This is a genomic window from Saccharibacillus kuerlensis DSM 22868, assembly GCF_000378145.1.
GTDB classification, from domain to species: Bacteria; Bacillota; Bacilli; order Paenibacillales; family Paenibacillaceae; genus Saccharibacillus; species Saccharibacillus kuerlensis.
Map to the genome: position 1 here is coordinate 15,955 of NZ_KB899308.1, position 22,909 is coordinate 38,863.

Genomic DNA, 22,909 nt, shown 5'->3' on the forward strand with positions numbered 1-22,909 from the left:
CTCACAAAGGAATAAGGAGAGAAACACCATGATAAGAGGAGTGAGCTTAAAGATCCCAAATCAACACGGAAGATTTCTAAGAGATCTATTAAAACCATTTGGAGTAAGTGAATATGATTGGTGGGTCGGGGGAGAAGAGTCGTATCTGATCGTAGATGGTGAATTTGAACCTTTATTTCCAGGGTTGGTTGAATGTATGGAAGGCGACAGCCTCAAAAGAAGGATAGAAGGCAATGAGTATTACTTAATCTTTCAAGATCTCAAGGCTTTTCCAAAAGGAACAAAGCCAATCGAGATTACCACATACAGCGAATTTATGAACAGCGACTGCGAACTGACACTGCTCGTTATAGACAGTTCTTATATAGCCATATACTGCAAAGATACAGACATGACTCGAAAAATATACGACAATGCAAAAGAGTTGGATTATACAAAAGTAGCCTACATCACCGAAGAAAACGATTTTAGAACACGCTTAACGGTATGGTGAGTAACCAGGAGGCACACATGCATTTTGAACCTACCTATGAAAATGGAGAACTCGTTCTACCAAAAATAGAATTCGACGTGATACCTCATCAGGCGATCGGGATCATCACGGATTTAAAGCGCAAGCAGTTGTTGATGAATCAGTTGGCAGATCGTTCGCAGTATCATTTATTCTACGCCCAACAGAACGAATATTCATGGCTGACGGTAAAAGAGCTGATCGTTTTTCTAATCCAGGTGACAGAGCGAAATGAGTCTGTAGATAGGCTGCTGGATTATTTTGCTTTGAAAGAAGAACAGAAAACAAAAATCAAAAACTTAAGTCCGTCCAAAAGAATGTATGTGACTCTGCTGCGTATCTTCTTTGCTCACCAACCTGTTGTTGTGCTGGAGGAGCCTTATTTGTATTTGGAGGAACAGGATCGTCGTCAATTCAAGCGAGTTCTGGATGATCTGCTGCCGGGTAAGCAGGTGCTGATCCTTACCTCCAACTTGGAAGATGCATTGATTTCCTGCGACAGCGTTTACCGGTTGAACGAACGAGGATTTCAGCGGCTGGATATCCGCGATACGGAAGAAGAACCGCGAAACGTACAGAAGCAGGATGAAGTCAATATCACTCTGCAAAAGATCTCGACGAAGCGAAAAGACAAAGTCATCTTATTTGATCCGCCTGAGATTGATTACATAGAAAGCGTAGAAGGTTCAATTCTTGTTCATGTGAGCGGCGAGGAATATACCTGTGCGTTGACACTGACCGAACTTGAGCAGCGGCTGGCGAATTTCGGTTTTTATCGATGTCATCGATCTTATATTGTAAATCTGCAAAAAGTAAGAGAGATCATCACGTGGACGAAAAATAGCTACAGCTTGCGGCTCGACTCCGGCCAAGATGCAGGTGTATCGTTATCGCGTTCCAAACTGCAGGAGTTAAAGAGTCTTCTTCGCATTTAATTTCCGTAAAAAAACCGCGCGTCCGGAATTCCGGACACACGGTTTTTTCATATAACAAGTAAAAGTGGAGAGCGTCTGCCGTTCACGTCCAACAAAATTAAACGTTCGACTTCGTACCGGCCGCATTTTTCGTATTCAAGTAACTCGCTATAGAGGCAATAAATTCGGCAAATCCGCTTTCAAAATCCGGCAGATCGATTTGGACATCCGCTTTTTCATGCGCTTCCCGCTGCAGAGGACTTGGAGTCACGGCCGGGAACAGACCGGAGGCGTAATACGTTTGCATCTGAACGAACTGACTGAGCGTCGCTTCATGCCATGAGGGGAAAGCGACTTTGACGACTTCGCTCATCTTCGCCATGATCAGAGCCAGCTGCTGTTTGAAGTGAACCAGCTTCTCCAGCGAGACGTTTTGCTCGATAATCGTCGCGAGCATAGAGAGAAGCTTCAACATCCGATGATGCCGGTTTGTCGTCTGTGCCCATTTCTCCGCAAAGTTTTCCATATCGGGAGTGGGGTTGGAGGAGAATGTTTTTTTCAAGTCGTCCACGTAATCGTACATTTCGTCTTCGATCACCAGCAGATATATTTCTTCTTTGGACGAAACATATTTATATAAATTGCCGCGTGTGAAGCTCGTTTCTTTGGCAATCCGGGTCAAATCGATTTCGTGAAACGGCTCGGTGTCGAACAGCTTGACCGCCGCGTCTTTAATTTGCTGAACTCTGATTTTCCGCTGTTCTTCGGTTCGTACACGTTCAAATTCCATGCTGCATAACCCCTTTCTCAAAAAAGTATAGCATAGAACCTTGCATATCGATCAAGTGTCCTCTATACTGAGCTTAATTAACGTGACGTCACGTTAATAAAAGGAGAGATTAAATTGAGCGAATCTAAAAAGAGAGTGGTTTTGATTACAGGCGCATCGGCAGGAATGGGGAAAGCGACGGCCAATCTTTTGCTGCAGCAGGGTTATATCGTATATGGAGCTGCCAGACGGGTGGAAAGAATGAAAGATTTAGAAGCTAAAGGCGGACATATTCTGGAGATGGATGTAACGGACGACCAATCGATGCAGAATGGGATTGATCGGATTATCCGCGAGCAGGGAAGAATCGACGTGTTGTTCAACAATGCGGGTTACGGATCATTCGGAGCCGTTGAAGACGTGCCGATGGAAGAAGCTAGACGTCAGATGGAAGTGAATTTGTTCGGCGCGAGCCGATTGACGCAGCTGGTGCTTCCTTTTATGAGGGCACAGCAGTATGGGAAAATCATTAACAATTCGTCGGTCGGTGGAAAAGTTCATACACTGCTTGGGGCGTGGTATCATGCAGGCAAACATGCGCTGGAAGGGTATTCCGACTGTCTCCGGCTGGAGGTTGCGCCGTTCGGCATCGATGTGGTGGTGATTGAACCCGGAATCGTTGAAAGCGAGTGGGGCGAAGTCGCACTGGAGCATATTCGGAAAACATCCTCTCATACGCCTTATCACAAAATGGCGGAGGCAGCAATCGGTATGTTCGGCCAAGTGAAAAACCCAGCTTCTCCGGACGTGATTGCGCACGTTGTACTCAAAGCGATCGAAGCTCGAAAGCCTAAAACGAGATACGCGGCCGGCAAGCAGGCCCGATCGGTTCTGCTGCTGAGAAAAGTGTTATCCGACCGAATGATGGACCGGGTGATCTATCGTATGTTTAAGTTCAATATCTGATCGAAACGTATAAAGACCGTCAGCAGCCTAGAAAAGGTGTGCTGCCGGTCTTTTTTTGGCGAGTGATTAGGAAGAGGAGAAGACATTTTGTAAGGGGAAGGTTAGGACACGCAAAATAAAACGGAGGTGCGTTGAAGCTAACTGAGCTTGAACAGAGAAGTATTATAGCGCTCCCTAACATTAGGTTTCCGAGGCAGTATGAAACTCAGTCAAGCGAAAAAGGGTACCATTCAGGTACAAATGGCTGCATTTCATCAGATTATGGTGGCTGAAAGTCTTTAATCCGATTAGGCTTAAGTTATCAACTTGGAGGAAGTGAGCTGTGGTGAATGTCTCGTTAAAACGGGTGCGTGCCATATTTGTGAAGGATTACAAAGAGTTTTCGCGCAATTATGCAATATCGATTATGCTGATTTGTCCAATTGTTCTGGCTCTGCTTATTCGCGGAATCGACTCGTCATTACCGTTGGCTTCGGTAGCCGCCACTTTCGCTAACGTGCTTAATATCTCATTTCTGCTGATGACGTGCTTCGCCCAGGCCTGCTTGATTGCGGAAGAGAAGGAGCGGAACACGCTGCGCTCCTTAAGGATGACTCCAGCAACAACCCTGGATATTCTAATCGGAAAAAGTGCTTTGGTCTTTGTGATGTCTGCTATCGTGCTGGCTGCTGCGGCGTTAATATTTGGCTATAAGCCGGGCAATATAGCGGTATTTGTGATCGTGATTATTCTTTCGCTTATTTTGTACATAGCTTTAGGGACAATATGCGGTTTGTTTTCCAAAACGCTGCTTGAAGCTTCGTTATCGATACTGCCTGTATGTCTCTTATTTACCGCAGCGCCGTGGGGAGCTCTGCTGGAAGATGAGTATCCGGTATTCCGTGTGCTGGATTACATGCCAAGCAGTCAGCTGGTGCATGCGTTACGTTTAGATGACACAGGTTTTACGATGGGAGATGTATGGAAGCCGCTCCTTCTTATTTTCATATGGACAGTTGGATTAACGGCTGCAGCTGTCATGGGGTATCAACGACAGCTTAAGAATGAGTAGAAAGGAGGGGGAATTCAAATGAACACAGTCATTACATGAATGCGTAAATTCCAAGACCGTGATACCCGCATTAAGCTGAACGACTATTGGAACAAAGCGGGACTTATCCGAAAACGGAATTTGGAAGCCTGGGATGACAAGCAGCTCCAAGACGAATCGCTCCGCCTGCAAAAAGAAGCCAAGCTGGGCAAGCCGTTGGATGCACTGATGGTCGACGCTTATGCGCTAGTTTGCGAGACGGCGAAAAGAGCACTGGGATTACAGCCCTTCAATGTCCAGATTATAGCTGGGATCGCGCTTCATGAGAGTTACTTGATTGAGCAGCATACTGGCGAAGGCAAGACACTCTCTGCGGTCATGCCCGCTTACCTGAATGCGCTAACCGGCCAAGGGGTGCATGTGCTGACTTTCAACGATTATCTTGCCAAGCGTGATGCGCAGTGGATGGGGCCCATCTATCGTTTCCTCGGGTTAACGGTAAGCTATGTTCAATCGGGTATGAAGCTGCCCGAAAAAAGGGAAGCTTATGCTGCGGATATTACTTACGTCACAGCCAAAGAAGCTGGCTTTGATTATTTGCGCGATACGATTGCCTTCACTTCAGCGGACACGGTTCATCGTCCTTTCCATTACGTCATCGTAGACGAAGCGGATTCGCTGCTGCTTGACGAATCACGGGTTCCGCTGGTGATCACAGGAGAATCGGACACTTCTGTCAGCCAAGGGATTATTTTTGCGGAAATCGTCCGGCAGTTGGAGGAAGAGAAGCATTATGACTTCGATGAATTTGGTCGAAACGTCTACTTAAATGAAGGGGGCGCAGCCGAAGCGGAACTCAAGCTGGGATGCGGAAATCTGTATGATCCTGCCAATAGTCATGAATTAACCTTGTTGAACTGCGCGCTGCATGTAGAAGTGCTGCTTAAAAAAGACGTCGATTATATCGTGCGGGACGGTCAAATCGAATTGATCGAAGAATATACCGGACGTGTAGCGGAGAATCGTTATTTGCCGGAGGGCCTTCAAGCTGCGCTCGCGGACAAAGAAGGACTGCAGCAGCAGGCCGGCGGGAAAGTCTTGGGAACCATTACTCTTCAGCACTTCATCAGCTTGTATCCGAAAATGTGCGGGATGACCGCTACCGCTCATGTTTCCGCCATGGAGTTTGAAGAGATCTACGGGCTGCAGGTGCTGCAAATTCCGTCAAACCGCCCCAACAACCGGATCGATTATCCACACCGGATTTACACCCATCGGGAAGCCAAGCTCCAAGCGCTTGTTCAAGAAATTTCGTCTGTTCATCAAACAGGTCGTCCGATTCTAATCGGTACCTCAAGCGTTGAAGAATCTCACCTGCTGGCGAACGAATTGTCGGCTGCCGATGTATCCTGCCAAGTATTGAATGCGAAGAACGATGCGGAAGAAGCTGAGATTGTCGCTAAAGCGGGAGAGCTTGGCGCAGTGACCGTGTCTACCCATATGGCGGGGCGCGGCGTCGATATTCGGCTTGGTGGAGGCAGTCTCCAGCAAGCGGAAGCTGTCATCAAGCTGGGTGGACTGTTCGTGATCGGTACACAGGTGAACGAGAGCATGCGGATCGACAATCAGCTTCGCGGCCGGGCTGGCCGTCAAGGCGACCCGGGAACTTCTGTGTTTTTCGTAAGCTTGGAGGACGAGATGATGCTTCGATTCGGCATTCATAAAGCGGTTCGTGTAACCAGACAGGAAGAGGCGCTTATAGATCCCATGCTGCAGCGTCAAATCGAGCATATGCAGCGCATGATGATTGGTCAGAACTTCGAGATGCAGCAGGAGCTCAACAGATATTCGGACATGATAGAGGATCAGAGGCGTATTTTGTATGAGGAGAGGCTTCGCATTTTAATAGGAGAACAGTCAATGAGCCCTGTAGAGCAGCGGGTCAGACTATTTTATATTGACGAGTTCTGGGCCGAACATCTATCCTATGCCGCTTATCTTCGTGAAGGCATTCATTTGGAAGGGCTGGTCAGCGGCAGTCCGATCGATGAATTTCATAAGCAGGTCGCCGAAGCCTACGAACAAATTCCCGATAAAATGAATGAAGCGTCGGCAAGTATGCTGGCAAAGCTCGAAGGCTCGAATGATCCGGAGAAATGGGCAGAGTTCGGTTTGAAAAGCCCGTCCTCCACACGAACTTATATGGTCAACGATCAATATATCCAGAATAAACGCAGCTCGTGGAATACAGGAACCGTCGTTGCTTACTGGATTCGCAAGCTGTTGAGTTTGATCCTGCGGCCGGTACACAAACTGCCGAAAATGTAATGAAGCATTCAGTCCTTTAACGGGTTGAATGCTTTTTTTGGTAAATTTTAAGGTTTGTTAAAACCTTGTTTAATAATGATTGGTATTATTGACTAAACAGCAGCATCCAGAACGAATTTACATACAAAACAAGCAAACGGACACCGACGCAACGATATTGATTCGGGACAAATAACGACTCATAACTAGGAGGCCCTCTATGAAAGCTGTAATTTGTACAAACTACGGACCGCCGGAAGTGCTGAAGATTCAAGAAGTGGACAGGCCGACACCGAAAGACCATGAAGTATTGATCAAAATACTTGCAGCTTCTGCCCATATCGGCGATACCCGTATTCGAAAAGCAGATCCGCTCTTGGTGAGATTGCTATTCGGTATGCTCAAGCCCAAGAAGAATTTAATATTGGGACTGGAAGTATCCGGTGTAATCGAGGCGGTAGGCAAAGACGTCCAGTCCTTTAAGCCAGGAGATGAGGTCTTTGGACTCACAGGATTCAGAGGAGGGTGTGCCGAATACATTTGTTTGCCTGGAAAAGTAGAACAGGGTACTGGAGAGAAAAAGGGAATGGTCGTCTTGAAGCCTGGCCATTTATCTCATGAAGAAGCGGCAGTCGTTCCGTCGGGAGCACTGACAGCCTTGAAAAATTTGCAAAAAGCCAATATCCGTTCGGGTCAAAAAGTGCTGATCTATGGAGCGTCCGGCAGTCTGGGAACCTATGCGATTCAGCTTGCAAAATATTATGGAGCGGAAGTTACGGCGGTGTGCAGCAGAGGTAATTTCGAGCTGGTCAGATCTCTGGGAGCAGATCAAGTGATTGATTATACAGTGGAAGACTTTACAGCCTCGGAAACTCGATACGACATCGTATACGATGCCGTGATCAAGTCCAAAGCCGCACAGTGCCAGAAAATCCTGACGCCAAACGGTATTTTTGTCAACAACAGTCGACTGGCGAAGATCGAAGAAGCCGATTTTCTGTTTATAAAAAGTCTGCTTGAAGATCATAAGTTGAAACCAGTCGTTGACCGCACCTATGCTTTGAAGGAAATCGTAAAGGCGCATCGCTATGTAGATACCGGGCGGAAGAAAGGCAATGTAGCGATCACGATAGGGAGATAGCGGCTTTCTCTGCCTGTCCGGTAATCGTCCAAACAGTCTCATTTCGATTCTCCTCTGGCCATTGATTTCGTTTATTCCAATCTTATTCAGCCAAAGAAATCCAAGCTATCGATTTGCCTTGCACCTGCCTCACAACCTCGTAATAGAATGGAGAAGACATAATGACGCATACGGAGAACATTCATCATATTAACCGTTCCTACTGGGACACAAGAGGAAATGAATTTCTAAGCGCGATTATACTGCCTTTGTACGGGGCGTTTGTCTCGGAAGAGAAGTACCGGCTGTTCGGTGACATCTCTGGGAAAAAGGTGCTGGAGATCGGCTGCGGAAACGGTCAATCGCTGCAGTACCAGAGTGAACAGCAGGCAGCTGAGTTGTGGGGGATTGATTTATCGGCGCAGCAGATTGAGAAAGCAGAGCAGCATCTGGCAGCGCACGGAATTGCAGCTAACCTGATCTGCTCGCCGATGGAGGAAGAATGCGGCCTGCCGAGGGACTACTTCGACTATGTCTACTCCGTTTACGCGATAGGCTGGACTACCGACCTTGAACGAACGTTTAGCCGCATTGCTTCCTATCTCAAAAAAGACGGCGTATTCATTTTCAGCTGGTCGCATCCCATACATCGATCTGTCGTTGAAGAGGACGGGAAATTTGTATTTGGTAAAAGCTATTACGATGATTCCTGGTGCGCTGTAGCTCCCGAGTTTGTTCAAGGTGAACTTACTTTATCCGATCGCAAGCTGTCCGACTACATCAACGCATTGGCCAAAGCCGGATTTACAATCGAGCAGATAGTGGAAGAAACCGACGAAGAGCTGAGGCAGCTGCAGAGCGAGGAGAGCGGTCTTGCGCGAAGAGCGAAAGTCTTTCCTGTGACGTTTGTGATCAAAGCGAGAAAGTTGTCCTGAACGTTAAAGAAGCATTCGAAAGTGTGCGATGCAAAAAGGGTTAACGTTTAAGATTTCGAAGAGATCAGCTCCATAGTCAGAAACAATCCTTTATAGGTCGAGTCTACTTTTTTTGCATGAAAGCCAGCCTCTGTAACGATTTGCAGTGTGTTGCGATTTAAGCAGCATCCGTGACAGACTTGCTTCCAGAGAGGAGTAAGCAGGTCCTGCAGTCTGCTCAAGAAGAAGTGGTTTAAGCGGACATGTTCAAAAAGCAGCAGCTTTCCTTCCGGTTTCAAGACACGTTGAATTTCGCTCAATGCTTTCTCGGGATCAGGAATGGTGCAAAAGACAAGAGTGCCGACAACGGTATCAAAAGTATGATCCGGAAAAGGCAGCTTTTGCGCATCCCCTAAATAAGCGTGAACCTTTGAAAGGTCTTTGATTTTAGAGAGAGACTTGTCTAACATGCTGGGATCCGGTTCAATCGCTGTTACGCGGGTGACATGAAGGGCCTCTTTATAAAAGGGAAAATTCACGCCTGTTCCGGATCCGATTTCCAGCACATGCCCCTCGGCCTGCTGAATAAGATGTTTTCGAATGGTTTTAAATTTCTTTTTTTCAAAAGGTGCCATAAAAGGATCATATAAGTTCACAAACCACTTTCCCACTGAACATCATCTCCGCACGTATAATATAAAACTCGTCCATTTAACGTATCACATTGAAATCGAAAACAGAATACATAGGTGCTCTAATCATTCCGCGATCAAAAGAAGCTTCGTCCTCTGCAAGATGCAGGTGAAATTATACAGCCAAAATTCTGCAACTCCGACTAAAATTTAATGCCTTATCCTTTCCCAATGCTTGGCATACAATAGAATTATTCCCGGGAGGTCGAAACAGTTTCATTGATGAGGGAGGTGCAGCGCGTGAGCACAAAAGTTAGCGTTCAAGCATCAGAGTCGCTTAAAACCAAGAAAAAAACCTTTTGGAGAAAGCTGTATAATCAACGGTACTTGCAAGCAATGGCGCTTATCGGTGTAATCTGGATGATCGTTTTTAATTACCTTCCCATGTACGGAATTGTTATCGCTTTCAAAGAGTTTAATATTATTAGTTCCATATCGGAGTCTCCTTGGGTAGGGTTAGACCATTTTAAAGCCTTTTTCCAAGATGAGAATCTAGGCAATGTTATCAAAAACACGCTGGGTATGAGTTTTCTTAAGCTGGCCATCGGCTTCCCGCTTCCGATCTTGTTCGCGCTGTTCCTAAATGAAATTCGTTCGGTTCGTTTTAAGCGGAGCGTCCAGACTATTTCTTACCTGCCTCACTTCCTTTCGTGGGTTATTCTGGGCGGTATTCTTACAACATGGCTTTCCGATGTGGGTATTATTAACGATCTGCTGATAAACTTTAAGCTCATTGCGGAACCTATTGTTTTTTTGGCTGAGCCAAAGTATTTCTGGGGTATTGTCATTACTTCTGATATCTGGAAAGAGCTCGGGTGGTCCGCTATTATTTATCTGGCGGCAATTGCCGGGATCTCGCCCGAAATGTACGAGGCTGCCACGATAGACGGTGCGGGAAGATTCCAGAAGATGTTCCGGATCACGCTTCCCTCGATCAAGGGCACCATATCGATTCTGTTCATTCTCGCAGTCAGTGGAGTCTTGAATTCCAATTTTGATCAGATTCTTGTTCTGAAAAATCAACTAAACGAGTCAGCCAGCAGTGTAATCGACGTCTATATTTATCAAGTTGGACTTCAACAGGGCCGGTATTCCTATTCGACAGCCGTAGGGTTGATCAAGTCCGTCATCGCGTTGATCCTGCTGCTAGTCGCAAATGCTGTATCTAAACGCTTGAACAACACCTCTCTTTTCTAACGAAATCGCGAGGAGACAAGGAGCTGGGAGGGAACGCTTATGTTTGGTTTGAAACGAAAGACATCCGGAGAGCAAATATTCGATACGCTGAATACCGCGGCAATGCTGCTTATATGTTTTGTTACCTTATATCCCATATGGTATGTACTGGTGAACTCTCTGAATGAAGGTACAGATGCTATGAGAGGCGGAATTTATTGGTGGCCGCGTATGTTCAGTCTAGGCAACTACCAAGCGGTTTTCGATAACTCGGGTATCATGACCGCCATGTTTGTAACCGTTTCCAAAACTCTAGTAGGAACCGTTACTCATGTATTATTTACAGCTATGGTTGCTTATGCGCTGTCTCGAAAAGACTTGATTGGCGGACGAGTTTATCTGCTTTTGGGTACCTTCACTTTGTTCTTTAGTGGAGGGTTGATTCCTTCTTTCTTATTGATTCGCCAGTTGGGTTTGCTCGACAGCTTCTGGGTATACATCATTCCTGCGCTGTTCAGCTTTTTTAACCTAATCATTTTCATGGCGTTCTTTCGGGAAATCCCTGAAGGGCTGGAAGAAGCAGCTAAGATTGATGGGGCTAACGATCTGCGAATTTTCGTCAAAATCATTCTTCCTCTCTCCATGCCAGTACTGGCTACCATTGCGCTGTTCCAGGGAGTGCTGCAGTGGAACGACTACTTTACAGGCATGATCTACATTAATAATCCGGATTTACAGCCGATTCAGACTTATTTGTATAAAATTATCGCTCAGTCTAGCTCCAATCAGATCGCAGCGGACGCCGGCGTAGTGAACAAGACAGTTACTTCACAGTCCATCAAGCTTGCGACCATGGTAATTACAACACTGCCTATTGTGCTGGTATATCCGTTTCTGCAGAAGTATTTCGTTAAAGGGATGTTGATCGGGTCGATTAAGGGGTGATCACTGCCTATCTTGTCTGCAGACAGATTGCGAAAGTATGTCCATACCAAGAATAAAGGGGATAGACAAATGCGGAAAAAGGGTCGATTTATGTTTGCTGCAATCATTTTATCGTTAACAGTAGGGGTCACTGCATGTTCTCCCGGCGGTAGCGGTAATGATAAGGCGTCTACCGAAAAAGCTGCGGCTGCTGTAAATCCCAACGAGCCCGGCTGGAAGAGCAGTAAAGAGCCGATTACATTTGATTGGTATATGAATTTCTCCTGGTTCGGGGCTAAATGGGGCGAAGATCTGACCAGCCAATACATTACTGATAAGACTGGCGTAAGCGTGAACTTCATCGTGCCGCCAGGCAACGAAAATGAAAAACTGAATACGCTGATCGCTTCGGGCGATCTGCCGGATTTCATTACGATCGACGTGTCCAATGACGCTGTACAGAAAATGATTGAAGGCAAGCTTGTTCTCCCGTTGAATGAGCTGGCTGATCAATACGATCCGTACTTTTACAAAACGGCTGACCCGGCGAAGCTGGCATGGATGAAGAAGGAAGATGGCAATGTGTACGGCTTCCCGAATGCCTCCTCTTCTTCGGAAGACTTCAAGAAGTATGGCGAAAACTTCACTTCAGCCCAAACGTTCCTTGTACGCAAAGACATGTACGAAGCGATCGGAAGCCCCGATATGAGAACACCTGAGGGATTCCTGGGTGCACTGCAGGCAGCCAAAGAGAAATTCCCGGAAGTCAATGGGCAGCCGCTCATTCCTTTGGGGCTTCAAGAGTTCACAGACATCGGTAATAATGCATTGGGTGATCATCTGATGAACTTCCTTGCTCTCCCTCGTGAGCAAGATGGAGAAATTTATGATCGAACGAGGGATCCTGAGTATATCAAATGGCTGAAAACTTTTGCAGAGGCCAACCGCCAAGGGCTCTTGTCCAAAGACATTTTCATTGACAAGCGTCCTCAAATGGAGGAAAAAATCGCGCAGGGACGTTACTTCGCCATGATGTATCAACGAACAGATATGTCGGCTCAAAATGCATCTCTGTACCAACAGGACCCGAACAGTGTCTATATTGCCGTAGACGGTCCGTCTAACACCAATATGGATCAGCCTACTCTATCAGGTCCCGGCATTGGGGGTTGGACACTTACGATGATCTCCAAAAATGTAAAGGACAAAGCAAGAGCCGTTCAATTCCTGACTTACTTAATCAGTGAAGAAGGACAAAAGGATACTTCATTGGGTCAAAAAGGGATCACTTATGATACGATAGACGGGAAAGATCAACTGCTGCCTGAAGTGATCGACTTAATGAATAAAGACGGAGGAGCCGCTGGGAAGAAGTACGGGGTAAGTTATCAATATTGGATGCTCATGGATACGAATATGAGAATGCAATGGGATGCACCAAGTGTAGAACCCGGAAAGCAGTTGGAAGATTGGACAAAGGGAAAGACGGTAGATTTTAGCCTCTATGAAGGGATTAATCCGACAGGAACTTCGGAAGAAGGGATTGTCTCGAACAAAATCAATCAAGAGTGGGGCAGAGTGCTGCCAAAGCTGCTGTTTACTAAGTCCGATGCCGAATTTGACGATATGTTCAACAAATATCTTCAATTCCGGGAGTCAGCTGGGTACAATAAGATTATCGCCTACCAGAATGCCAAGCTCCAGAAAAATAAGGAAAAGCTTGTGACTCTTCAATAATAAATAAGTGTTACTGCTGCCGGAAACCTTAAGGTTTCCGGTTGCATGATTTTACATTAACCCAATTACGGTGCTGGAAATGAGGAAGGATGACATGAATAGGCTGCGAAGAATCATACAAGAAGTCAAGCGGCGCTTTGATGGCTTATCGATTCAGATTAAATTAATCGGGGCCTATATTGTCATTATTCTTGTTCCCATTATAATTATTTCTAACTATCTGTTTACCAATTTTTACGAAAATACGGTGCAGGATATCATTGAAAGAAGCCAAAGCTCGATGCAAAACGAAAAGCGCGAAGTGATGAATAAAATAGAAACGATGGAACGTTCGGCCCAACTTGTAGTTTCTGATGATCAGCTGCTTCAGTATGCAAGTTCGGATACGGAGCCCAGCGCACTTGAAGTCATGAACTTCGAATCGACTTCCTTTGACTACATTCAGCGTCTCCTATTCAATAACCCGGAGATTGCGAATATTTATTTCTTTGTAGCTAATCCGAACATTAGTGAAATCTGGCCGATTATTTATCGAGAAGAACGAATCAAAGACAAACCAGCTTATCAGTTGGCAATGAAGCAAAATGAAAGCGTTTTAATAGAAATTCTAAATAATGAAACCGAGATTTTGAACAGCAATCCCTCCGAAGTAAAGAGAGTAAAATCCTATGTATCGATCATTCGAAAAGTCTATTATCCCGGAAATCATTATTTGGGTATGATTGAAGTCGACATGCACATTGAAGATGTGTTCGGTATGCTCTACTCGGATAATTTGAATGAGGATTCTCAAGTATTTATTCTGGATAAACGCGGAAATATTCACCGAAATTCGGCCAAGCCCTGGATTGGTGTAGAAACCGAGCAGATTGGAGCCGTGATTGCTCAACATCAAGGGGAAGAGGGCTCCTCATTCGTCATCTCGGATCAAGGTTTCGATTACTTATACGTTCGAGAATCGATCGATAAGTTGGATGCGGAAATGGTTCATGTAATCTCTTTGCAATCAACGTATGCCCAAATCGATCAGACTCGAAATCAAGTAGTTTTGGTTGTAGCCGGACTTTTAATTTTGCTCGCCATTATCACTTTTTTCATGCAGTCGATGATTCTTAAGAAACTGCACATTTTACAGGATTCAATGAAGCGGGTAGGCAGCGGTAACTTCAACGTTTCGATCGATGTCCGGGGCGGGGATGAGATTGGTGAGTTGGCTCATCACTTCCGGCAGATGCTGAATAAGATCAATGAGCTGATTGTAGATGCAGTGAAACGCAGTGCAGCGACCAAAGAAGCGGAGCTGCAATCGTTAAGAAATCAGATTGATGCTCATTTTCTCTACAACACACTGGAGAATCTGAAGATGTTATCTGAGGTTGAAGGACAATACACGATATCAGATGCCCTGACTTCATTAGGCAGCATTATGCGCTATAACTTGAAGTGGACAGATGACCGGGTTCAGCTTCGAGACGAAATCAGTCATATTCGTCACTATATAGCGATTATGAATATTCGTCATGATCAGAAGCTGAAACTGCAGTTGGATATCCCCGATCGGTATTTGAATCAGGAGTTTTTGAAGATGTCTCTGCAGCCCATTGTAGAAAACGCATTGAAACACGGCGTGTATTCTGCTCTTATGAAAGAGGAAGGGCTGTTGATTCGGTTAGGGGCTCAGGTAAGCGAAGGGACATTTGTTATTGAAGTGCAAGATAACGGAATTGGAATGACGGAAGATCAGCTTCAAGCGCTGAACGGCAAGCTTGCAATGAACGACGAAGAATTTCATTCTACGGTCGGCAAGGAGGAGACTTCAAAGAGAAAGAGAGGCGGAATTGGACTGCGTAATGTAAACCAGCGTATTCATATGTATTATGGCGATGACTATGGGATCGCGGTCGACAGTCAGCGTGAAAGTTTCACAAAAGTTACCGTGAAGCTGCCATTCTACGGAACGAGTGGGAAGGAGGATCAGAATGAGGAAAATTCTGATTGTGGATGACGAGAAGAACATTCGGCTTGGACTGAAAGCAATGATTGAGCGGGAGTACGCTAATCGGTTCGACATCTGCTTGGCTTCTGATGCGTTTGAAGCGCTGGACTTATTCAAGTCGACCTCGATTGATATTATGCTTACCGACATTTGTATGCCGGAGATCGATGGTATTGAGCTCATCAAGTCGATACAAAACTTCGAACATAAGCCGGTCTGCGTCATTGTCAGCGGATACGACGATTTCACTTACGCCAAGGAAGCCATTCGATATGAAGTCAGGGACTATCTGTTAAAGCCTGTTATTCGTGAAGAACTGGCCAAGACAATCGAGCGTATCGAGCAAGAACTGGTTCGCCAAGAAGAAGTGAAGGAAAAACTGACAACCTCGGCGCAGCAGTGGGAAGAATATAGGGAAAGTCAGCTGCATTTCTACTCTCTGAATGCACCTGTGGAGCCGGATGAAGCCGAACGCAAACTCGCGCAGCTCGATCTGCAGTGGATGGAGAACGGATTTCGAATGATGCTGGTCAAATATGCGGGGAATCCGGAAAGGTTCACTTCTCAATGGTTTCGTTCTCAAGTGGAAATGGAGTTGGAAGCGGCTGGTTTTTCGTCGGACATTCGAAATGCCCGCTTCTTCAATAAGCTGAATCATCTGGTTCTTGTGATAGAGGGAGAGCATGATTTTGAAGGGATTGCTGAACATTTACTGAGGTCAAATCCTGATCTGATCGTGTCTGTAAGTGGTCTGAACTTCGGGATGGTGAAGCTGTATGAAACTTACAGTGAGGCCACCACTGCGTTGAAATACGCCTTTATGCGTTCGACTCCCGGTATTGCGGTGTACGACGATTTTCGGAACCGAACGGTTCCTTACTCCATTGCAGTGGACTCGATTAGAAAAATCTCCAATATGATGGGAGCAGGCCGGGAAAGAGAAATGCTGACCACTCTTCACCGAGTAATGGACGCCAACGAGATTAACCGCTATTCAATCGATTATCTAGAAGCACTTAGCAGGACGTTTAACGAGTTGGTGTTTGATCATGTTTTCCAGTTGTATGGCAAAGAGTCGGTAGAGCTGCTGAAACGCTACAAAGCAGTAGGCAACCCATATAACTTCAACTTTTTCCATGAATATGTTCATGAAGTTGAAGATTTGGTTCTGCTGCTTAATAATTATATTAAAACGTTAAAGGCGGCACAGCTGAATAATAAGGAAATGAAAATGGCTCTAGAGTACATCCACAAGAATTACGCCAAGAACATTAGCATGACGCTTGTTTCAAATATCGTATCGTTTAACTATTCCTACTTTAGTCAAGCTTTTCGGGAGTACACCGGAGAGAACTTTGTCAGTTATTTGAAGAGATATCGACTGGGCAAGGCTAAGGAGCTGCTGGAGACAACGCAAGACAAGATCTTCGAAGTTGCTCAGAGTGTTGGATTTGAAAATACAAAAAACTTTAATCGAGTCTTCAAAGAAAGCGAAGGGGTAAGCCCAGTCGAATATCGAAATCAGAAAAAAGTGCTCGCTCCTACGCTGGGGCATGCCGAACAATCGGAAACGTATCCGGAATAGTTCTATGATATTTCAGCTTTCGCAGGCCCATATGTTAAAAAAGCCAGGATTCGCTGCATATGCAGCAGATCCTGGCTTTTGAGGCTGGAGCGGCGATCTGAATTCATGATTACAGATTAGCATTTTCAAATTTATGGTTCTTGCTTGGTTCGCCCGTTACTTCCAGAGAAATAATTTTCTTTTTACCTCCTTTTACATAGTCGTTAGACAGGGTTAGGCGGTTTTCCTTTTTAGTTTTTTGGTACTGGAATCGGCTGGCGATCCTTTTATTTGCCTTGTCGGTCAGCTTGACCGTAATTTGGTCATTTCTTACGTCTGCATTTTCAATCATGGAAGAATGGAGAGCGACAGCACTTTTTTGTCCGTGCAGAATCATTTTATTCCATTTTACTTCCGAAGACTCATAATCTTTTCCTATCAGTGAAAGGATACCGGTCTCCATATTGTAAGCAGCGGAAGTAGTATCCGGGCTGCGTTCCACAGGATAAGCTTTGATCCCTGATTTTTGAGCCTGACCGCCTTTTACGCCTTCTCCCAGACCGTTGATAATATGATTGGTCCCGCCGTTTGCACCCAAGGAAACGATAGCCGCATGCTTGACCGTGGTGCCGTCCGAGACTTCCATTGCGTTCTCGACTTCAACCCATTCCTGTGTATGAATGAAGACGTCGTAAATGCCGAGCGCAGTGGCATAATGGGATTTGACATGATCGGCTACCTTATAAGAAGCGTAACCTTTAACTGTTCCATCATGGCTCATATAATCTGATTGGTAAGGCGGGTCGTAAGGAATTTCGCTTTGGTAGAAATAAGTGCTTCCATTTTCGCCGTTCCACAGCGTCTGGTACTCCTGATAATGTTCTACAAAGAGTCCATAGATCGTAACGTCGTCTCCATTGACGATAACGCCGTTTTTGGCCGTATTTTTATCCCAGCCTGTACGGTTGGCAGACATACCATGATCGGCACGCCAGAGCCAAAAGTGATCGCCGATAACGCTGCTGCTGTTGATTTCGACCGACACTTCGGCCTTGCCCTCTACCGCGCCGCCGATACGGGCGTATACATCCGATAGCAGCGTTGGATTGTTGCGATGATCGGCCGATGAGCCTTCCGGACCAACCTGCAGCAGATGCTGCGACCCGGCCTCGCCCGCATCAATCAGGATGCCGGCTATGGTTACACCGCCGACGTCAGCGATCTGTATCGCATCGTTACCGTTGGTCGGAACCAAAGTCGATAAGCCAATTCCCAGAACGACTGTATTTGCCCGGTCAACTTTAAGTGGGGCATCCAATTCGTACACACCTGGTGTGAACAGCAGATGCTTGCCTTCGGACAAAGCAGCGTTGAGCGATGCGGCGGTATCTACTGAAGCTTTGGCTACATGGAAGTTGTCAATTGATATGGAGGTGCCTTTGCCCGGACCATGTTCGGACCAGGATACGCCAACCCTTTTTTCCTGAATAGCAGGGACGAATACGGCATATTCTCCGCTCCGATCGTCGTGATAAAGGAATGGCTTTTCGCGAACGATTGGCGTTGTAGGTTCAACTGTGTACGAGGCATAGGAAGCCTGATCCCAATTTGCTGTTTCGGGAGGAGCATTGTCGACTCCGAGGAACATCATGTTCCATACTCCGCCGTACCAGCCGCCCGTGAAAACGTTGTTGCGAAGGAAATACTGCTGCTGAGAATAAGAACCGGTCTGTCCCGTGACCAGACTGTCCGCCAAGAAACCACCGCTGGCGTATTTCTGGTTATCATCAAACTGCAGCTTGCCGTTCACGTAAAGTCTTCTTGCAGGCGCAGCCTGAGAGGCCGCCCACATTACTTCGTGATTGGGGTCTCCCGTGTCGATTCCGATATTTTCGACGGAACGCCAGAAATTGGTTAACGAGTTATACTCCGAAGCGGTCACACGGATCTCGGGAATTGTTGTTTCCAGAGGAGTGGAACCAAGTCCGTAAACAGATGTATAATAGCCGACATCAATCGGATCAATAACATAATCGCCTGGCTTGAATAAGAACGCGTAGCGATCGCTGCTGAATTCTGCAGTGGCCATCGGCTTCATTTTGGCAGCCGTTTCCGCAGTGATGGCGTTAATGACGACAGGGTCATCCGTTGGACTGAAGAAGGTCATGGTGTCGCCAAAGCGCGTCTCTTCCAGCGAGACGTCATCCGACAGATCCGAAGGTTCTCCGTTTTCTTTTATAAATCGAACTTTATAGTAGTAGCGGTACTTGTCTCCTTCAACGGAGTCGGTGAAGGCAGGCACATCCGAACGGGCATGGAGAAGGTATTCGCTGTATTTCCCTGAAGCCCGGTAAATTTCGTATTCGGCTGCATCCGCCGTATCGGACCAGGATAGGGAAATGCCTTCTTGAGTTTCACTGAGTCTTAAGAAGGCAATATTCATTTTTGTTCGCATTGTAAGAACCTCGCTGAATTCCGATTCTCCCAGTGAATTAACTGTTCTTAATTTGTAATAATAGGTCGTTTCCGGCTCCAGTCCGCTGTCCGTATACTGAAGTGAGGTTGTTGAACCGATTCGGGTATATGGACCTTCCGGTTCAGCGGATCGGTATACATCAAACTGGGTGTAATTGTGATTTGGAATGGACCACTTAAACGTTAACGAACGCTCTTCATTCTGCGTGGCAGTTAACTCAGTGGGAGCAGCAGGCACCGTATCGAAGCTTTCTTTGTAAAAATGAATGTTGGAAACAGACCATTCTGCGGCTCCCGGTTCCTGATCCTCACCGTTAGTCAGTGCCTGCAGCCAGATGCTGCGGGCTGTAATCGGTTTTTCCAGTTCAACTGTAAGTGTATCTCCGGCGGCATCATGACCCGTGTATTCGCCAACAGTCGTGACCGGATTCGGAATACCTGGAGGTGAAGTCAGGGGAGAGCTGGAATATTCAAGCCTAAACCGATATGGAATCCTTCCGGATGAGTCCGCTTTCAATTCAATCTTCTGAAAAGTGACCTCCTCATCCAAACCAATCATGACGATATCTCCGTGCGTATAGACTTGTCCGGTTGAGAGCGGGGTGTTAGAGCCCACTTCCCGCACCATACCATCCTTCAATGTTCCGGCCGAAGCTTCATTCCAGTCAAATATCCACTTTCCCCATACAAAATCTCCATAATAGACATTTGCGGTTACGCTTGGAATCTCCTCATAGGGGACTGATTGTGTGTTAGAAAGGCTGCTAGGTTTCGAAACCTCTGCGGATACAGTAGAAGGCGTGCCGACAGTTGTCAATAGGGATGCACTCATACAGAAGGCCAGAATTGAAGATAGTCCTTTTTTCAACATTTTTCCTCCTTTTTGTATAAAGGTTATGAAGCAGTTTTGCTGCCTCCTTTCCACACTTAAGCGAATATAGATTGACTAAGAAATAACTCAATCAAAGAAAAGAAAAGGTCTTCTCAATGATTGTATGCGCTTTCATATAAAAGGGTAAGGTTCATAATTTCAGGTAAGGTATTATTATTTTGGTTGTTTTCTGACGATAGAATAGCAGCTTCAGCAGCTGTTGATCTTGTCGGCGGTAAATGCTGCAGTATATCCTTAGTAAATTGAAATATGGAGGTTCCACAGCTACCAGTACAATTACAGGGTACAAAGGTATTACTCTTGAATAAGAGTAGTGTCTTTTTTACATATAAGGAGAGAACAATAATGGACAAAACAAATGTTTATAACTGTAACCTTAATATCCGCTACGACCTGCCCGGCAAAGAATGGCAAAAGATTACCGCGTTATACGAGCGAATGCCGGGATGGCTCGGTTATGTGCAGGGCATTCCGCATTGGTTCGGGAAGGATGAAGATGCGATTATGATTACCGCTTCCGTTGAGCCGAGCGGACTGTTCTTCCATGCGGAAATGGATGAAGACGGATGGGAAAGGTGGATTGGAACCTTTAAGTCGGAAGCTTCGAAGGTGCTGGGATTTGAAGTAGGAGAACCGGAAGATGGGTTTGTTTGATTGAATGTAATATTCAGTCCTCAGCTGCCAATAGTATGTTCCTATAATTCTCAAAAAAATATATACTTGGGAATAAAGGTTGGTTAGGATGTTGGAAGCAGCTTTATGTACATAAAATGAGGGATATTCGTAAATGTCTTGGAGAGTGCGGCTTTTATAAAGTTCGGGAACATTGCAGTATGAAGGGGATTAGTGAAGTTCGTGAATAAGGCGTTATAAGATCATTAAATTCGGCCGAAAGAGCAAGGACATAGGAAGAGTATGAAAGAACGGGATGTAGATTCTATGCGAATCTTAGATTAGAAGGAATAGCGTAGAGCGAACGAGGTAGATCCTTTACGGATCGTGGATTTGAAGTTTAAAAGCACCAAAGCAGGTACGTTTCCATGAGGAAACAGACTGTATTGGAGTTTGTGGGTGAAAGCTACGAAGCCGGCCGATTTCACGACATATAAACCAGCTAATCAAAGTCAAGCCTTTCATAAAACAATCGTTGAGCTGTCTAAATGGAACATACTGAAATAAACCTACCTTGGAAGGTAGATAAAAATGGATTCTATATCCAATTTCAGTACTTAATGAGCTTGAAAGGCCGATCCGGAGTTCCACATACCAAAAATAATGCGTAAAAGCTTATGCGAAGCTGCAACAATCGCGACTTTTGCCGGTTTGCCTTCGTCCCGTTTTTGCTGATAAAATTGAAAAAGAATCGAATTTCGCGGACCGTGAATCTGCTTGGAAATGCCGGCTACGGTCGCTTGATAAAGCGCCGTTCGCAGGTACGAAGAGCCCCGTTTCGATATTCGATTCTTCTTGGATTTGAAGGTTCCCGATTCGTGAACAGCTGAGTCTAGCCCTGCAAAAGCTGTTAGCTGCTTCACGGAAGGGAACCTTTTGATGTCTCCAATTTCAGCAACGAGCATGGCGGCTGTTAAAGGTCCTACCCCGGGAATGGTACGAAGCAGTGCGTAAGTTTCGATCGATTCGGCGAGAGTATGCATCGATTGTAAAAGGTCATCCATGCAATTCTGGTACGTTTGAAGAAGGTGGATATATGGCTTGAGAACGGCCTGTTGAGCCTCAATGCCATGAAGATCTGGCAGGCTGTGTCTGGCTATTTCAAGCAGCTGCTTCCGCTTGTTTTCATTCCAGGCTCGACCTCGGCGGTTGCTCAGCAGAAGGTTCAACACTTCTTCCGGATCTGCAGCTAGAAGCTCGGCAGGAGTCGGAAAACGAGATAACAACTTCAAGGAAGTGCGGTTGCAGACCTTTTGAAAAGCCTGATCATAACCGGGGAAAAGGAGATCTAAAACGGCGCGAAATTGAAGCTGCATCTGGCCATATAAAGCCGTCCAATGCTGATATTGTCGGCAGATCACACGGAGCTGCTGAACGGTTTCGTTCAACGGTACGTGAGGCTGGGGATCCTGCAAGTAAAAAACGTGGGCAATCCGTATCGCATCAATGGGATCGGTTTTCACCTTGCGTACGGCCTTTTGCTTCAGTTGGTGAGTCAACAACGGATTGAGAAGCACGACCGAATATCCGTGAGCAGCAAAGAAAGAAGCCAGAGGTTTCGAATAGTTCCCCGTCGCTTCAAGAACGACTTTAGGCGCTTGACCGGAAACCGATTTCAACTCCTCCAGAACAGCTAGAACTTTTTGAAGACCTTCTTGGGAATGATAAAATGGAAACGGTTTATACATACAATCGTGGTAGGAAAGAAAAGCAGCAGCCACACTTTTACCTTTAGCCACGTCAATACTGAGTACCGGTTGATTCATGAGGACCTCCTTAATTTCACTGGAGCCAGCACTTTCGTTCTCCACAGGTTGGCACGGTGATGCGGGCTCTAGGCCCAACCAGCTAAATCGGGGTATGAACAAAAGGCAAGGGCTTATAACACTTTACAAGACGGGATCGGTGTCCCAACAAAATATGCGTTATTCCACCCAGTGTTTTCTCCAGTATAAAGAAAAAGTTCATCCCCAAACTAGCCGGGATGAACTGAGAATACCAACGATATATTCACGCGGCGGGCCATGCGGCCCTGGGTCCGACATTCGCCGGATACTCGACATACGTCGAGTCGTGAATACAGGAACGTTATCGGAAATCAGACAAAGAGACTATGAAAAATGAAAAGAGTGAAGTTACTTTATGGGTTTAGCCGTAAGTTTCAAATTACAAAAAATTATAGATGGCAAAGCGATTTATAACTATGGTTTGAACTTCAATAATTTCGAAGGGGAAATAGAAATAGATTTA

17 protein-coding genes are annotated in these 22,909 nt (G+C 45.8%); 13 read left to right on the forward strand and 4 right to left on the reverse strand.

Features of this window, described 5'->3' with window-relative positions; genetic code table 11:
• Positions 1-28: 28 nt before the first annotated feature.
• Together F456_RS0119535 and F456_RS0119540 are read left to right on the forward strand one after the other, a co-directional pair.
• Positions 29-493 (forward strand): DUF2691 family protein, encoded by a 465-nt coding sequence (locus F456_RS0119535; protein ID WP_018978746.1) that lies wholly within the window; start codon positions 29-31, stop codon positions 491-493.
• 17 nt (positions 494-510) lie between these two features.
• Positions 511-1,446: a LytTR family transcriptional regulator DNA-binding domain-containing protein gene (locus F456_RS0119540; RefSeq protein WP_018978747.1), complete on the forward strand. Its 936-nt coding sequence runs from the start codon at positions 511-513 to the stop codon at positions 1,444-1,446.
• 97 nt (positions 1,447-1,543) lie between these two features.
• Here F456_RS0119540 and F456_RS0119545 read toward each other — a convergent pair whose 3' ends face one another.
• On the reverse strand, positions 1,544-2,215 hold the full coding sequence (locus F456_RS0119545) for a TetR/AcrR family transcriptional regulator (protein ID WP_018978748.1): 672 nt from the start codon (positions 2,213-2,215) through the stop codon (positions 1,544-1,546).
• A gap of 114 nt (positions 2,216-2,329) precedes the next feature.
• Here F456_RS0119545 and F456_RS0119550 point away from each other — a divergent pair, with 114 nt between their 5' ends.
• The 5 genes from F456_RS0119550 to F456_RS0119570 all read left to right on the forward strand — a co-directional run bounded on the left by F456_RS0119550 (position 2,330) and on the right by F456_RS0119570 (position 8,552).
• The gene (locus tag F456_RS0119550; protein ID WP_018978749.1) at positions 2,330-3,160 is read left to right on the forward strand and encodes an oxidoreductase; all 831 of its coding nucleotides are present in this window, start codon (positions 2,330-2,332) and stop codon (positions 3,158-3,160) included.
• Between the two features lie 325 nt (positions 3,161-3,485).
• Positions 3,486-4,211: an ABC transporter permease gene (locus F456_RS0119555; protein ID WP_040925417.1), complete on the forward strand. Its 726-nt coding sequence runs from the start codon at positions 3,486-3,488 to the stop codon at positions 4,209-4,211.
• 39 nt (positions 4,212-4,250) lie between these two features.
• Complete coding sequence (locus tag F456_RS0119560) at positions 4,251-6,518, forward strand: preprotein translocase subunit SecA (protein ID WP_018978751.1); 2,268 nt, start codon at positions 4,251-4,253, stop codon at positions 6,516-6,518.
• A 199-nt stretch (positions 6,519-6,717) separates the two neighbouring features.
• The gene (locus F456_RS0119565) at positions 6,718-7,638 is read left to right on the forward strand and encodes an NAD(P)-dependent alcohol dehydrogenase (RefSeq protein WP_018978752.1); all 921 of its coding nucleotides are present in this window, start codon (positions 6,718-6,720) and stop codon (positions 7,636-7,638) included.
• Between the two features lie 161 nt (positions 7,639-7,799).
• Positions 7,800-8,552 carry a class I SAM-dependent methyltransferase gene (locus F456_RS0119570; protein ID WP_018978753.1) on the forward strand — a complete coding sequence of 251 codons (753 nt, stop codon included), beginning with the start codon at positions 7,800-7,802 and terminating at the stop codon, positions 8,550-8,552.
• Positions 8,553-8,599: 47 nt separating this feature from the next.
• Here F456_RS0119570 and F456_RS0119575 read toward each other — a convergent pair whose 3' ends face one another.
• Positions 8,600-9,202, reverse strand: a complete 603-nt coding sequence (locus F456_RS0119575) for a class I SAM-dependent methyltransferase (RefSeq protein ID WP_018978754.1) — start codon at positions 9,200-9,202, stop codon at positions 8,600-8,602.
• 261 nt (positions 9,203-9,463) lie between these two features.
• Between F456_RS0119575 and F456_RS0119580 the strand changes: the two genes are divergently transcribed.
• The 5 genes from F456_RS0119580 (at position 9,464) to F456_RS23130 (ending at position 16,641) form a co-directional block, all read left to right on the forward strand.
• Positions 9,464-10,420, forward strand: a complete 957-nt coding sequence (locus F456_RS0119580; protein WP_018978755.1) for an ABC transporter permease — start codon at positions 9,464-9,466, stop codon at positions 10,418-10,420.
• A 39-nt stretch (positions 10,421-10,459) separates the two neighbouring features.
• The gene (locus tag F456_RS0119585; protein WP_018978756.1) at positions 10,460-11,344 is read left to right on the forward strand and encodes a carbohydrate ABC transporter permease; all 885 of its coding nucleotides are present in this window, start codon (positions 10,460-10,462) and stop codon (positions 11,342-11,344) included.
• A gap of 69 nt (positions 11,345-11,413) precedes the next feature.
• Positions 11,414-13,060, forward strand: a complete 1,647-nt coding sequence (locus tag F456_RS0119590; protein ID WP_018978757.1) for an extracellular solute-binding protein — start codon at positions 11,414-11,416, stop codon at positions 13,058-13,060.
• Between the two features lie 280 nt (positions 13,061-13,340).
• The gene (locus F456_RS23125) at positions 13,341-15,065 is read left to right on the forward strand and encodes a cache domain-containing sensor histidine kinase (RefSeq protein ID WP_169577855.1); all 1,725 of its coding nucleotides are present in this window, start codon (positions 13,341-13,343) and stop codon (positions 15,063-15,065) included.
• Positions 15,040-16,641 (forward strand): response regulator transcription factor, encoded by a 1,602-nt coding sequence (locus F456_RS23130; RefSeq protein WP_018978759.1) that lies wholly within the window; start codon positions 15,040-15,042, stop codon positions 16,639-16,641. The genes F456_RS23125 and F456_RS23130 overlap by 26 nt, the downstream gene beginning before the upstream one ends.
• Positions 16,642-16,750: 109 nt before the next feature.
• On the opposite strand, the gene F456_RS23135 is transcribed toward F456_RS23130, so the two are convergent.
• Positions 16,751-19,963 carry a fibronectin type III domain-containing protein gene (locus tag F456_RS23135; protein ID WP_194468895.1) on the reverse strand — a complete coding sequence of 1,071 codons (3,213 nt, stop codon included), beginning with the start codon at positions 19,961-19,963 and terminating at the stop codon, positions 16,751-16,753.
• 369 nt (positions 19,964-20,332) lie between these two features.
• Here F456_RS23135 and F456_RS0119615 point away from each other — a divergent pair, with 369 nt between their 5' ends.
• A complete protein-coding gene (locus F456_RS0119615) occupies positions 20,333-20,641 on the forward strand; it encodes a hypothetical protein (RefSeq protein WP_018978762.1) in 309 nt (102 codons plus the stop codon).
• A gap of 575 nt (positions 20,642-21,216) precedes the next feature.
• Here F456_RS0119615 and F456_RS0119620 read toward each other — a convergent pair.
• Positions 21,217-22,425, reverse strand: a complete 1,209-nt coding sequence (locus tag F456_RS0119620; RefSeq protein WP_018978763.1) for an IS110 family RNA-guided transposase — start codon at positions 22,423-22,425, stop codon at positions 21,217-21,219.
• Between the last annotated feature and the right edge of the window lie 484 nt (positions 22,426-22,909).

Excerpts from the sequence above, each read along its gene's own strand:
- F456_RS0119535 (WP_018978746.1), top strand. The coding sequence starts at position 29 with ATGATAAGAGGAGTGAGCTTAAAGATCCCAAATCAACACGGAAGATTT.
- F456_RS0119540 (WP_018978747.1), top strand. The coding sequence starts at position 511 with ATGCATTTTGAACCTACCTATGAAAATGGAGAACTCGTTCTACCAAAA.
- F456_RS0119545 (WP_018978748.1), bottom strand. The coding sequence starts at position 2,215 with ATGGAATTTGAACGTGTACGAACCGAAGAACAGCGGAAAATCAGAGTT.
- F456_RS0119560 (WP_018978751.1), top strand. The coding sequence starts at position 4,251 with ATGCGTAAATTCCAAGACCGTGATACCCGCATTAAGCTGAACGACTAT.
- F456_RS0119565 (WP_018978752.1), top strand. The coding sequence starts at position 6,718 with ATGAAAGCTGTAATTTGTACAAACTACGGACCGCCGGAAGTGCTGAAG.
- F456_RS0119570 (WP_018978753.1), top strand. The coding sequence starts at position 7,800 with ATGACGCATACGGAGAACATTCATCATATTAACCGTTCCTACTGGGAC.
- F456_RS0119585 (WP_018978756.1), top strand. The coding sequence starts at position 10,460 with ATGTTTGGTTTGAAACGAAAGACATCCGGAGAGCAAATATTCGATACG.
- F456_RS0119590 (WP_018978757.1), top strand. The coding sequence starts at position 11,414 with ATGCGGAAAAAGGGTCGATTTATGTTTGCTGCAATCATTTTATCGTTA.
- F456_RS23125 (WP_169577855.1), top strand. The coding sequence starts at position 13,341 with ATGCAAAACGAAAAGCGCGAAGTGATGAATAAAATAGAAACGATGGAA.
- F456_RS23130 (WP_018978759.1), top strand. The coding sequence starts at position 15,040 with ATGAGGAAAATTCTGATTGTGGATGACGAGAAGAACATTCGGCTTGGA.
- F456_RS0119615 (WP_018978762.1), top strand. The coding sequence starts at position 20,333 with ATGGACAAAACAAATGTTTATAACTGTAACCTTAATATCCGCTACGAC.
- F456_RS0119620 (WP_018978763.1), bottom strand. The coding sequence starts at position 22,425 with ATGAATCAACCGGTACTCAGTATTGACGTGGCTAAAGGTAAAAGTGTG.